10 protein-coding genes and 4 pseudogenes are annotated in these 12,543 nt (G+C 67.4%); 9 read left to right on the forward strand and 5 right to left on the reverse strand.

The annotated features are described in order from the left end of the window. Positions 1-11 precede the first annotated feature (11 nt). Both OH735_RS13250 and OH735_RS13255 read right to left on the reverse strand, forming a co-directional pair. Positions 12-386 (reverse strand): hypothetical protein, encoded by a 375-nt coding sequence (locus OH735_RS13250; protein ID WP_406381677.1) that lies wholly within the window; start codon positions 384-386, stop codon positions 12-14. Next, positions 383-1,039: an ATP-binding protein gene (locus tag OH735_RS13255; RefSeq protein ID WP_406381678.1), complete on the reverse strand. Its 657-nt coding sequence runs from the start codon at positions 1,037-1,039 to the stop codon at positions 383-385. Before OH735_RS13255 ends, OH735_RS13250 begins: the two co-directional genes overlap by 4 nt. A 198-nt stretch (positions 1,040-1,237) precedes the next feature. Between OH735_RS13255 and OH735_RS13260 the strand changes: the two genes are divergently transcribed. Both OH735_RS13260 and OH735_RS13265 read left to right on the forward strand, forming a co-directional pair. Continuing rightward, the gene (locus tag OH735_RS13260) at positions 1,238-2,083 is read left to right on the forward strand and encodes a helix-turn-helix domain-containing protein (RefSeq protein WP_406381679.1); all 846 of its coding nucleotides are present in this window, start codon (positions 1,238-1,240) and stop codon (positions 2,081-2,083) included. Then, the gene (locus tag OH735_RS13265) at positions 2,083-2,274 is read left to right on the forward strand and encodes a DUF397 domain-containing protein (RefSeq protein ID WP_406381680.1); all 192 of its coding nucleotides are present in this window, start codon (positions 2,083-2,085) and stop codon (positions 2,272-2,274) included. The genes OH735_RS13260 and OH735_RS13265 overlap by 1 nt, the downstream gene beginning before the upstream one ends. A gap of 145 nt (positions 2,275-2,419) precedes the next feature. Here the strand turns inward: OH735_RS13265 and OH735_RS13270 are convergent, their stop codons facing one another. Continuing rightward, positions 2,420-4,342: an ATP/GTP-binding protein gene (locus OH735_RS13270; protein WP_406381681.1), complete on the reverse strand. Its 1,923-nt coding sequence runs from the start codon at positions 4,340-4,342 to the stop codon at positions 2,420-2,422. A gap of 131 nt (positions 4,343-4,473) precedes the next feature. Here OH735_RS13270 and OH735_RS13275 point away from each other — a divergent pair. The 4 genes and pseudogenes from OH735_RS13275 to OH735_RS13290 all read left to right on the forward strand — a co-directional run. After that, a pseudogene (locus tag OH735_RS13275) lies at positions 4,474-4,667 on the forward strand (transposase family protein); the annotation flags it as partial. A gap of 248 nt (positions 4,668-4,915) precedes the next feature. Further along, a pseudogene (locus OH735_RS13280) lies at positions 4,916-5,107 on the forward strand (hypothetical protein); the annotation flags it as partial. Between the two features lie 170 nt (positions 5,108-5,277). Next, positions 5,278-6,801 (forward strand): S8 family peptidase, encoded by a 1,524-nt coding sequence (locus tag OH735_RS13285; RefSeq protein WP_406381682.1) that lies wholly within the window; start codon positions 5,278-5,280, stop codon positions 6,799-6,801. A gap of 430 nt (positions 6,802-7,231) precedes the next feature. Beyond that, positions 7,232-7,506 (forward strand): annotated as a pseudogene (locus tag OH735_RS13290) (transposase); the annotation flags it as partial. Here the strand turns inward: OH735_RS13290 and OH735_RS13295 are convergent. Both OH735_RS13295 and OH735_RS13300 read right to left on the reverse strand, forming a co-directional pair. Continuing rightward, positions 7,503-7,667: pseudogene (locus OH735_RS13295) on the reverse strand (IS5/IS1182 family transposase); the annotation flags it as partial. The pseudogenes OH735_RS13290 and OH735_RS13295 overlap by 4 nt on opposite strands. 259 nt (positions 7,668-7,926) lie before the next feature. Continuing rightward, positions 7,927-9,477 carry a M20/M25/M40 family metallo-hydrolase gene (locus tag OH735_RS13300; RefSeq protein WP_406381683.1) on the reverse strand — a complete coding sequence of 517 codons (1,551 nt, stop codon included), beginning with the start codon at positions 9,475-9,477 and terminating at the stop codon, positions 7,927-7,929. Positions 9,478-10,016: 539 nt separating this feature from the next. Here OH735_RS13300 and OH735_RS13305 point away from each other — a divergent pair. The 3 genes from OH735_RS13305 to OH735_RS13315 all read left to right on the forward strand — a co-directional run bounded on the left by OH735_RS13305 (position 10,017) and on the right by OH735_RS13315 (position 12,330). Continuing rightward, positions 10,017-10,253 (forward strand): hypothetical protein, encoded by a 237-nt coding sequence (locus OH735_RS13305; protein ID WP_406381684.1) that lies wholly within the window; start codon positions 10,017-10,019, stop codon positions 10,251-10,253. Continuing rightward, a complete protein-coding gene (locus OH735_RS13310; protein ID WP_406381685.1) occupies positions 10,250-10,633 on the forward strand; it encodes a hypothetical protein in 384 nt (127 codons plus the stop codon). The genes OH735_RS13305 and OH735_RS13310 overlap by 4 nt, the downstream gene beginning before the upstream one ends. Positions 10,634-10,908: 275 nt before the next feature. After that, on the forward strand, positions 10,909-12,330 hold the full coding sequence (locus OH735_RS13315) for a purine-cytosine permease family protein (protein ID WP_406381687.1): 1,422 nt from the start codon (positions 10,909-10,911) through the stop codon (positions 12,328-12,330). Positions 12,331-12,543 lie beyond the last annotated feature (213 nt).

A 12,543-nucleotide genomic window follows, 5' to 3' on the forward strand; every position in this document is an offset into this window, starting at 1 on the left:
GATCGGTTTGGCTACTCATCGGGACGACTCGCAGCGTTCCCATGAAAGGCCACGAGCAAATTCGAGCACTCTTCGCCGATCCTCGCCAACAGATGGCCAATCGCCGCCGTCCCGGTACCCGGAGCTGGAGGTTCGATTTCACGCCAGTGAATGGGGGCTGTGGCCAACACGATCGTCGGCGTCACCTCAACAGTGATGAGGAAGAAGTCGACCCGCCGACCGAGGGGCACGAGTTGGTGCACCGACACTCCGGGAAAGAAGCCACAATGCTGTGCAGCACACACGAGGCACCACAGGTTGTACGACTCCGCCCAGTCGCAGTCCCCCTCCAAGTCATCCAGCTCTTCGGCGATTTCGACAAGTTCCTCAGACGAAGGCTGCTTCACGCCGGATCAGCCACCTCGGCTTCGAAGTGCGTTTGCGCGCAGTCGAGGGCGTCGTCCGGGTCGCAGCCGTGAGCACGGAGCCAATGGAGGAGGTCAACGATGAGATCGATCGCCATCTCCTTCCCCAAGGTCAGGCTCAGCCGTTCACGACGGGAATTCGCTGGGAGGCCGCCGAGCCCGCAAAGCCCCAGCAGTGCTTCCGCCTTCGCGACTTGGGGACCATCGACGTGATCGGTTGATGACCGGAGGCCGGTGACCAGCTCGCACCAGGTGACTTTGGAGTCACCGCGCAGGATGACACCCCAGCGATCTGCGATACCGTCCACAAGCGCCATGCCCCGCCCCGCCTCACTCTCCCCCGCTGCCGTGATGAGCGTAGGGAGTGCTTGCAGATCGGGATCGCTTACCTCGATGCGAAGACGGTCTCCGTTCATGGATACGGCGAGACACGACGGGGTGCCGGGGCCTACATGCCTGACCACATTTGCGACTAGCTCCGTGACGCAGACCTGCGCCGCGTAGACGACTCCCGGCAACCCCCAGAGCTCCAGGTGTAACCGCATCACTCGCCGCAGGCCGGCGAGCTCCTCTGCTTCTGCCAGAAACGCCAGATCCCAAGCTTTTCTGTCCACGCCGAAACGACACTCATCCAAGCCGACCACTCCTCCACCAGACGGTCACCGTGTGTGCCCGTTGCCTCTCATACGGTGGCAGTGGAACTCTCAAAATGGAACTCTCATGTAGAAGCAATGGGAGCACACGAACTGACGCGCGCCCCCGGAGTGCGCTGTCTTGCTCGATGCACCCCGCACGATGCACGCTCTTGGGGATCAACGTGAAGGACCACAACCATGCCAGTCGGACCAACCACCCGCAGACGTCAACTCGGCGCAGATCTGCGCCGTTTCCGCGAGCGCAAGGGCCTCACACTGGAGGAGGCCGGGGCTCGGGTCGGCATCTCCAAGGCGACCTTGAGCCGCTACGAGACGAAAGAGGGCACGGTCAAGTGGCCAGCAGTCGACGCCCTCTGCCGTGAGTACGGCGCCTCGGATCAGGAACGCGCGTCGCTGGTCGAGTTGGCCAAGGGCGCACGGATCCAGGGATGGTGGCGGTCCCTCGCTGATCCAATCCCCGAGTCGATGAATCTCATGTTGACCCTGGAAGACGAAGTGGTCAGCGAGGACCACTACGCCTGTATGTACGTGCCTGGCCTGCTCCAGACGCGCGCGTACGCAGAAGCGGTTCATCGCGCCTCAGAGATGCGGTGTACGGACCAGGAAATCCACCACATGGTGGACATCCGCATGAAACGGCAGGAGCTCCTCGGTCGGGCCGAGCCTCCGCACATTTGGGCAGTGATTGACGAAGCGGTCGTCCGGCGCATCGTGGGTGGCCGCGCCGTCATGCGCGAGCAGTTGAAGCATCTCTGTACGCAGGCCACCCAGCCCCACATTACGGTTCAAATACTGCCGTTCGAAGCGGGCGCTCACGCCGCAGCGGTGGGCAGTTTCGTCGTCCTCGGCGGCCCCGCGCCCGAACTCGACGTCGTGTATGTGGACATCATCGGCGGCGGGCTCTTTATGGAGAAGCCGCAGGAGCTCGCGCGCTATAAATTGGCGTTCGAGTACCTGCGCGCGCAGGCGTTGGATATCGACCTGTCTGCCGCGTTTCTGAATCAAGTCTGTGGGGAGCTTTGATGGATCACGAACGCACGCGCTGGTTCAAGTCGTCGTACAGCGGCGGTAGCGGCACCGAGTGCATCGAGGTCGCCGACCTGATGACCGCCATCGGTGTACGCGACTCGAAGCGGCCGAACGGTCGCCACATCGCCGTACAGCGAGACGCATGGGCCGGGTTCATCGCGTCGGTTCGTCTGCAACAGCTCTGATCCGATCGGTGAGAGCGAAGGCCGCCATCACCGCGGCTTGGCCGCGCCGCCCGCCAGCGGAGCGAGCCGCGATTCCTTGAGCCCATAGCGGTCTGCCACGACCGGCAGGTCGATCTGTTCCAGCGTGGTGTATTTCGCCACCTGCTCATTCTCCTCTGATCGCGGCAGCCTCCCGGCGCCGGTCTTCGACGATCGCCACCCAGCGTGCCTGCACGGCAGCCTGCCCGTCCAGCCACTGCGCGCAGGGTAGATCGGCCGACGGCACCTCGTCGGCCATCAGGTAGGAGAGTTCCGCAAGATAGGCGAACTCTTCTCCCTTTACGCACTCTCGCAACCGCTCCCTCGCCTCATCCAGCAGGTCGAAGCTCCCGAGCACCAGGAAGTGGAGGCAGACCGCGAGGCGGATGTAGGCGATGGAGGAGGTGAGTCCCGCTTCCCGGGCGCGTGAGGCGGTGTCCTCGGCGCGCTGTGGGAGATCCGCGGCGACACCGGCGTCCCGTACGAGTGTGGCGATGGATGTCTGGATCTCCGCCCAACGGATCGAGACACCGCCGAGCATGTCCTCGGCGCGGGCGATCTGCTCAGCTGCGCGGGGACGGTCCTGGAAGGCCGCGGCGAAGGCCAGGCACGCCTGGGCGAGCGCTGCTTCGCCCGGCTGGTCGCGGTGGAGTGCTTCGTCTCGTCCAGCGGCGTAGGCGGAGCATGCGGGTCCGATGTTGCCCTGCGTCCACCAGAGGTCACCACGGGCCCGGTCGGCTCGGCCTTCCGGTCCCAGGGCCTCGACTGCCGTACGTACGCGCTCGAAGCGGCCGACCCGGCGGGCCAGGTGCACCAGACCTCGTGCCGCCGTGGGTGCGAGGCGGCCTCCGTCGTCGGCGACCTGACGCATCCCGTCCAGCGACGCGTCGAAGTTCCCCAGATCACGGTCGCATTCCGCGAGGAAGTATCGCGGCAGCTCCAGCAGCCGGTCGGGGAGCTGCCCGGAGTCGAGAACCGAGCGCAGGCGCTCCGCCGTGCGACCACGGTGTTCGCGCTGACGTTGGGCGATGGCCGACAGCGACACGGCCAGGGCCTCGGCCGGCGTACTGATCGCGTCGCCACCGCCGTCATCCTGTGCCGGCAGCTCGATGGGTTCCCAGACGAAGTCGTCCACGTAGCGGAAGGCCGCATCGGCCAGCCAGTCCAGGTCCAACTGGTAGTCGCGGGCCAGACGCAGCCCCTGGCGCAGGGCAGCCACGAGGCGAGCCCGGTCGTCATTCGCCGCTTCGCGGCCGAGGGCGGTGAACGTACGGCGGGCCGCTCGTTTCCAGTCCGCCTCGCTCCACCGGTCCTCACTCGTGTCGTCGGCCTCGCGGACTGCCTCCCGCACGAGATCGTGCAGCCGGTGCCGCCACGGCGCACCAGGGTCCATGTCGACGAAGGGGCGCTCGACGAGGTCGAGGGCAGGGGCGTCGCGATCGAGACCGGCAGCGGCGGTGGCCAGTTCGACCGAGAAGGAATCCAGCAGACTCACCGCGCGCAGCACACGGCGTACATCCGGAGTGAGGTCACGGAACGTACGTGCGACGAGGGCGGAGAAGTCGAGATTGAACTCACCGGGCACCGGGGCACGGTCGTTACGGCGGTAAAGATCCAGGAACCGCATCACCGCAAGGTCCAGATAGAGCGGCAGGCCGTGGGAGTTCGCCGTGATCATGTGGCGGGTCCGGTCGTCGATCAACGGTCGGCCGGCGACGGTCAGCCGCTCACGCAGGTAGATCTCACAGTCCTCCGCCGAGAGGTAGCCGACCGTGTGCTGACGCGGTTCCTCGGTGGCGCCGCCCACCAGCAGCGGCCAGCACTCCGGACCCGCCCAGTCGAGCTGACCTTCGAGCTTGAGGTCGTCCCACTGGAGGCGATTACGACCGGTGATGACGAACAGGACATTCGGCATGAGCCACACCATGCGCTGGATCAACCGTTCCAGATCGCGGTGGACTCGGTCGCCGACATCCTCGAAGGTGTCCAGCAGGACGACGAGCGTGGCCCGCTTTTTCTCCGGCACCCGGCTGAGGTCCCAGGCGAGCAAGTGTGAGTAGTAGCTCAGGGCCTCGAGGTCGGGGTCGGCCTCCAGCAGGTCGGCCAGGCGACGGCATTCCGCGAGTGCGCGTACCTGCTGCCGGTGTTCGCGCAGGGCCCGGACGACGGCTCCGACACTAAAGCCAACTCACCACCGAGCAGCACACGTTCAACAAGGTGATCCGCGGCATCCACGGTGTCGCCGAGCGCGCCAACGCTCTGCTCAGGTCACCTTCAAGGCCCTGCGCCGGGTCAGCCTCGACCCCGGCAGCATCACCCGGATCGCCCGAGCCGCCCTCGTCCTGCTCCAGCTGGAGCACGGCCGCACCACCTGACCGAAGATCACCAACCGTCACGAGACGTTACGGAGAAGGGTTCAGTCTTCTTCACAGGGACTCCTTTTCGAAGGTGCCCGCAAGGGTGACGGCGGGCGTCGCCCAGTGTGTAAGCCCAGTGGCCCAGTGGTGAATGCCTTCTGACTGACCGAAACCGGGTATGTCTGAAACCAGACAACCTGCGTGCGGCGATGGGCGCCGGACGTAGTGCTGAGCAGCTCGAGTGTGCGGAACCGGTCTGCAGGTAACTCCACGAGGTTCTGCGGTTGTTGGACGTCTTCACTGGCGAGCAGCTCGGCGAGGGTCGCAAGTCGCTGGCCTACGCGCTGCGCTTCCGTGCCCCGGACCGCACGCTGACCGTCGACGAGGCCAGTGCGGCCCGCGAGGCCGCGGTCGCCGAGGCGGTCGCCCGCACCGGCGCCGTCCTGCGCGGCGCCTGACGCACCGGCAGACGTCCCGGCTCGGCATGTCCGAGCTGGGCTTTTCCGTACACGCACACTACGTACGAACTATTGATCAACACCAGGTCTCTGCTTTAGCTTCATCTGTCATGCGCTCGGCCGCGGGCAACAGGCCCGCGGCCGTTTGCGCGTCGAAGTGGAGGCCACGCATGGATCTGCGCTCTGTCTTCTCACCCCGGCCCGCACACCCGCGGTACCGCCGAACGGCGTCTGCATTGCTCGGCCTCACCATGGCCGCAGCCCTCACCGCGCTACCAGCGACACCATCCCTCGCAGCCCCGCAGGCTGCCACCGGCCCGCTCCTAAGCTATTTCGTCAACACCTATCCCGGACATGCCGCCGCCCTCGTTGCCGAGCAGCAGATCGCGCAGGCCGGCGGCACCGTCGTGCACTCCTACGAGCAGATAGGCGTGGTGGTCGCGCACTCCGACAACCCCGCCTTCGCGGGGACGCTGCGCGCCACCCGCCTCTTCGACTCGGTCGGCGCCACCCGCACCGCCCCCCTCGCCCCGGCCCTGGAGAGCAACCCGGTCGGGCTGAGCGCCGAGGAGGCCGCCGCTGCCGACAGCGCGGCCGATGCCGGGCAGGAGCCGCTGGAGCCCCTGCAGTGGGACATCGGCGCCATCAAGGCCGATCAGGCGCACGCCGTCAGCCTCGGCAGCAGACGCGTCCTGGTGGGCGTGATCGACACCGGCGTGGACGACACCCACCCCGACCTGGCGCCCAACTTCGACGCCGCGGACTCCGTCAGCTGCGTCAGCGGCGCCCCCGACACCACTCCCGGAGCCTGGCGGCCCACCGCGGGAGCCCCGGGCTACTACCACGGCACCCATGTCGCCGGAACCATCGCCGCCGCCCGCAACGGCATCGGCGTCACCGGAGTGGCCCCAGGCGTCCGACTGGCCGCCATCAAGGTGTCCGAGCCGACCAAGAGCGCCTTCTACCCGGAGAGCGTGGTCTGCGGCTTCGTCTGGGCCGCCGAACACCACGTGGACATCACCAACAACAGCTACTACATCGACCCCTGGTACTTCAACTGCCTCGACGGCCTCGACCAGCAGGCCGCCAGGGAGGCGGTGCGCCGTGCTGCCGGCTACGCCACCGACCGCGGAACCCTCCATGTCGCCTCGGCCGGAAACAAGAACTGGGACCTGGCGGCCAGGTCCATCACCGACACCTACAGCCCCAACGACGGCACCCCCGTCAACCGGGAGGTCGACCCGCGCAAATGCCTGGCCGTGCCCTCCGGCCTGCCCGGTGTGGTGACCGTCGCGGCCACCGGCGCCCTGAACCTCAAGTCGTCGTACTCCAACTACGGTCAGACCGTCATCGACGTGGCCGCGCCCGGCGGTGACTGGACCTTCTACCAGCCGCCGCAGGCTCCGGCGGTCAGCGGAGGCATCCTGTCCACCATGCCGGACGGCGACTACGGCCACCTCAACGGCACCTCCATGGCGTCCCCGCACGTCGCCGGGGTGGCCGCGCTGCTGAAGAGCACTCACCCGGACGCCCCGCCGCACCAGATCGCGAAGATGCTGGAGCAGCAGGCGGACGCCCTCAGCTGCCCGGTGCCGTACGACATCGACGGTAACGCCGTCTGCCAGGGCGGCAGGCCCTACAACGGCTTCTACGGGCACGGCCTGGTCAACGCACTCCGGGCGGTCACCCGCTGAAGTACCCGCGGCCCGCGCGCCTCGGGGGAGTGATGCACACCGAGACCTCGCCCCCCTCACCGTCCGGCAGGGTGCGGAACGAGAGGCACGCCGTTGCGTCGTCTCCGGAATTCCAACTGCCTGGGCGGGGCCGTCGCACGTCCAAGTCACGCACCCGAAGCGCACGCCCCGTTATGTTTTTCGCGGTCCTGTAACGGGACCGCTGGCCTCCGGGCCCGGCATGACTGTTGCCCCCTGTCGAAGACATGACCTGGGGGGGTGGTGTCACCGGGCCCGGGAGGTGCCGTCGGAGACGCTGATGAGAGGTCCGGCCACCGCCCGGTCCGGCGCAATGCCGGACAGTTCGCGGGCGGCAGGTCTGCATAACGTGGATGCGCGCGTACGACACCCATGCCGAGGCCGGCACGTTCAACTCGCCTGGAGGGGCGCGATGTTCGATACCGAAGACGTGGGCGTGTTCCTCGGCCTGGACGTCGGCAAGAGCGCTCATCACGGCCACGCACCCCGGCCGGAAAGAAGGTCTTCGACAAACAGCTGCCCAACAGCGAACCGAAACTGCGGGCCGTGTTCGACAAGCTGACCGCGAAGTTCGGCACCGTCCTGGTGATCGTGGACCAGCCCGCCTCCATCGGCGCTCTCCCGCTGGCCGTGGCCCGGGACGCGGGCTGCCAGGTCGCCTACCTGCCCGGCCTGGCGATGCGCCGGAGATCCGGGGCGTGGTCGGAGAGCACGGTCAGCCCTTCGCGCAGGTAGCGGTAGGCGGTGGGGACCGAGATACCGTTGTCGCGGGCGAGTTGGGCCAGCCGTGTTCCGTCGACGAACCACCGCAGCACCAGCACCGCCTGCTTGAAGACGCCCAGGGCGCGGGTGTTCTGGTGGCGAGCGCTCGGCGGCCTGGCGCAGCATCTGCTCCGACAGGTCCATGCTGATCACGTGTGGGAACACGCTGCCGAGCAGCGGGGTGAACAGGCCGGTACCTGATCCGAGCTCCAAGCAGGGACCGTCGGGGAAGGGCCCGCCCCGGTGCAGGGCGTCGCGCAGCGGATCATCTCGGCCGGTGGCGCGTGGGGGTGGACAGGCAGCGCCCGCGCGGCCGTAGGCGCATGCCCGCTGGTGACCGGCCCGTCAGCTGAGGAAGCGGGAGAACGTCCGGTACATGAACGCGGTCCCCTGCCGCAGTGCCTCGACGTAGATCCGTTCGTCGTTGCCGTGCATCGTGATGAGCTGGTCGTTGTCGAGTACGTACGGGTAGACCCCGTATCCGGGGATGCCGCGCTCGCGCCACGGCGCCAGGCTGGTACCTGCTTCGAACAGAGCCGGCGCGAACACCGCGTTGGGGTAGGTCTCGCTCGCGGCTCCGGCGAGAGCGCGGAACAGCGGAGTGTCGATGTCGGCAGGCGCCGTCGCCCACCTCCCGTCGAGCTCGTCGAGGTACTGCGCCTCGGTCTTGCCCTCCGGGGCGGCAAGCGCCACCTGGATGCCGCGGCGGGCCGTCATCTCACGGACCTGGGCGAGGAACTCGCGAGGCTTCTGACCACCGGGGATGCCACGGCAGTTGAGCCGGACATGCGCCGAGGACGGGATCACGTTCTCCTTGTAGCCGGAGTCCTCGATGACGAACGCGTGCGTGGTCCGGAGCAGGGCACGGTGCAGCCACGGGTAGGAGGACTTCGACACAACGACGCGCGCGGCCCGTTCCCGTGCGTTCTGGCTGCGTGCGGAGAGCATGAGCTTGACGGCGCGGGCGAACTCCGCGTCGTCGGTTGCCTTCGCCAGCGCCGCGAAATACTCGCGCGTCACCTCGGTGAGGTGCACCGGCGCGAGCCAACTGCCGAGTTCGGCGACCGCCCGGGACAAAGTCACGATCGCGGAGTCGGGGTTGGGCTTGGAGGAGTGCGTGGCGGTGCCGCCGGCGGTCAGGTCCAGGTTGAAGTAGACCTTGTCCTGCCGGGTGGCGGTGATCAGCATCGGGGTGGTCCTGTCCTTCTGCGCCAGGAACCAGCCGCCCTCGGTGAGGACCATGCCGGCGTCCACCTTGCTCCAGTGGTTGGCCGCCAGCCAACCCGACCCGAACGATCCGGCCTCCTCGTCGCAGTCGGTGAGCACGATGATGTCGCGCTCGAACCGGGACCCCTCGGAGATGTGCCGCAGCAGAGCACTGATCGTCGCCGAGTTCGCGCCCTTCATATCGAGGGCGCCGCGGCCGTACACCTCCCCGTTGCGCACCGTGCCGGAGAACGGATCGGCGGACCATGCCTCCCGTTCGACCGGCACCACGTCGGAGTGGCCAAGCATCAGCAGCGGTGCAGCGGAACTGGTCCCGGGGATCCGCGCGATCAGGTGCACGTTGTTCGGCTGAGGAGTGTCGATGATCTCCGCGGGCACCCCGGCGTTCTCCCACACCGCCTTGAGCATCTCCGCGTGCGGGCGCGTGTTCGCGCCCTTGCCGTGGTTCTGTGTGTCGTAGGACAGCATCCGCTGGAGCAGGTTGAGCGGGTCCTTGTCCGCCTCCGGCACCGCGGTGGCAGCCGCCGCCGGACTCAGGGTGGCGCCGGTGAACAGGCTGATGCCCCCGAGACCGGCGGCGCCAAGGGCGGCGACGCCCACTCCGCCAAGGAAGGTGCGTCGGCCGAGCGGCACCCGGGGCACGGCGGTCACGTCACGTGAGTCGTCCATGTTCTCCTCCTTGTTGCGGGGGTGGCTGGTGTCAGAGGTTCGCGATCAACCTGGTTCAGGGGCAATGAGTGAGGGGCGTCGCAGTCGACGAGCGGTCTTTAATCTGCGACGAACGGCGTACGCCCTGCCTCCATGACGCAAATGCCAGGGAGCCCTCACGCGCGGGGGCGGCGTGACCGACCACCGCAAACGCCGCGGCAGGAAGGCGGCTTTCAGAGAGCGTGGGGTTCCGGGGTGCCCGGCCTCGCGCGGCCCGCAAGGATGTGGGGGCCCCGCGGCCGAGCAATCGCGTCCTGGCCCACTGATAACTCGGGGTCAGAACGTGCTGCATTGTCTCCGTCAGCTCGCTTCGAAGTGCGCCTGGGCGCGATCCAAAGCGTCGTCCGGGTCGTACCCATGGGCACGGAGCCAGTGGAGAAGTCGGCGACGAGGTCGATCACCGTGTCCTTGCCCACGGCCGGGCTCAGTCGCCCCTGACGTGAATGCGCGGAGATGGATGCCAAGCCGCGAAGCCCCAACAGTGCTTCTGCCTTGGCAACTTGGGGACCATCGACGTGATCTCCTACCAGCTCCTGCGCCGCACCATGGTCGAGGCGGCGGAGTCCAGACCGGGCACCGATCCCGACCGCTGCGGCTTCACCATCGCCCTCCAACCCGCTCGCGACCTGCTGGTATGTGCGGAAGGAGTCTTCGAGCAGGACATCGGAGAGATCGGCGCCGAGTCCTGTCGGCACTGTCGCCCGCACGGCGATCCCGCGTCAGCACCCGCAAGGTGAAGTCACCCATCTCTCGATACGCGGAAAGGAAACTGGACGGCCGCCCTGACGGCAGCCGGGGTGTGACCTCAACGACGATCACTCTCCTGCCGCCCCCATTGCCGCAGCCCGCACTGCCCGCGACGACCGTCCGGGAGAACACCGGCCCCGGCAAAACCGGCAGCCGCATGGTACGTGTCCTGGCCATCCTGCAGGCAGAGCCCGAACGGCTCTGGCGCGCACGGGAGATCGCCGAGCTGCTCGGCGACGTCACACTCGTCGCAACCTATCGACAACTCGCTCGCTGGACCGAGAGAGGAATGATCAAGAGAGTCCGCACGGGCCGCTACACGACTATCAGCCAGATGACGAATCCCTTGCGTGACCTGCGAAAACGCTAACTACCCGGCCTTGGGGGAACTTCAGATGGCGGTCTCAGCTAAGGCTGGGTGTTCTGCCTTGGCGCTTGGTGCCATGGGCATCGGGTGACACGGCTCCCTAATGTTGCCGATGTCACACCCGATGGGCTTGAGAGAGCGAGAAGGCGGGTCACGCCGCCGAGGCAGCCAGCGATGCCTCCCGAGCTTCGAAATAAGGCCACCCCCGGGCACTCGGACCCAAGGCCGTGTGCGTCTTGGTTGTCGTGCCGGCCCGACAGAGGAACCGAGGATCTGTGATGAAGGACAATCCCACGTCGGCTCAAGCCGAGCCGGCGGACAGAGCGACTCTGGCACTCGAACGCCATGGCATCGCCTATGTCGAACCGAGTCGCCGATACGGTCGCCCCAGCAACCAGTTCACCGTGCGGTTCGCACCCGTGATCTACCTGGCAGGCATCTTCGTCGGCTCCAGCGGCGGGGTGCTCGGGCTCGGCTTCTGGGGCAGCGTAACCGCCATCGTGATGGGAAACTTCCTGGGCTCGGTCGGTACCGGTCTGTGCGCTGCGATGGGCCCTCGCCTGGGCATGCCGCAACTCCCCATGGGACGTGCGGCGTTCGGCTATTTCGGCAACTTCCTTCCGGCACTGCTCTCCCTCCTGGTGTTCGTCGGGTACTACACCGTCGGGACCGTGCTCGGCGCGCAGTCTCTGGCCGACCTGTTCAAGACGCCGTACGAGCCGACGGTCGTCGTTGTCGCCGCGCTGAACATCGTGATCGGCATCTACGGCTACCGCATCCTGCACATTCTCGGCGACTGGATCACGAAGCTCAGCTTCGTTCTGCTGACAGTCGTCTCGATCGTGCTGATCGCGCACGGCGGCGGCCCGGGCGTAGAGCCGAGCGCCTCGGGCAGCGACTACTGGTTGGCGTGGCTCGTGATGTTCACGGTCGTGTTCGGCTACACCGCGAGCTGGGCACCGTACGCGTCGGACTACTCGCGCTACCTGCCCGAGGCCAGCAAGCCGTCGTCGGTCGTCAAGGCGGCGACCGCCGGACTGTTCGCGTCGACGACCTGGATGATGGTGCTGGGTGCCGGACTCATCACCCTCGCACCGAACGGGGATGTGCTCAGCGCCCTCGAGGTCGCCCTGCCCGACTGGCTGCGCTACGTGGTGCTGCTGACGCTCGGCATCTCGGCGATCCCGCACAACGCGGTGAACCTCTACAGCGGTGCGATGGCGACTCTGACCTGCGACCTGCGGCTCCCGCAGTGGGTGACGGTGACGATCGCCGGACTCTTCGGGCTCTTCCTCGCCCTGGTTTTCGGAGGTGCCGAGTTCCAGGCGAACTTCCGCCTGTTCCTGCACGTCGTGTCGTACTACATCACGCCGTGGCTGGCCGTCTTGTTGGTCGACTACTTCATCGTCCACCGCTCGGGGCGTGGCTATCCCGCGATCCGCAACTTCTATGAGCGTGACGGCGTGTTCGGGCGCTTCGGAGCCCCTGGACTCACCGCGCTGGTGGTCGGTATCGCCATCTCGGTTCCGTTCATGGGCACCGAGTTCTACACGGGCCCGATCGCCGAGGCGCTGCACGGGGCGGACTTCAGCTACTTCGTCTCGGCCATCGTCGCCGCGTTGATCTTCGGCGTGTGGCGTCCTCGAGTCGCCCCGCCGGCCGCGATCGACGTACGCCACGTGGAGCGCGACCGCGCCTGACCGCGCCGACCCGAAGGCTCAACGACAGGCCAGTGTCCTGCCCGGCTCCGGCCGGACAGGACACTCGCTGCGCCGAAGGCCGGGTCCGCGACTGCCTGTTCGCACGCGATGAGTCGCACCTCCACAGCCTGCCTGCTCCGGTGCGGGGCGTCGGGCGCCGAGATCGCCGGGCGCAGGCGGGACCGCCCAGTGGGGCAAGCGCGCCGGCCGCAG

The organism is Streptomyces sp. NBC_01618, assembly GCF_045209435.1.
In the GTDB taxonomy this organism is placed as follows: Bacteria; Actinomycetota; Actinomycetes; order Streptomycetales; family Streptomycetaceae; genus Streptomyces.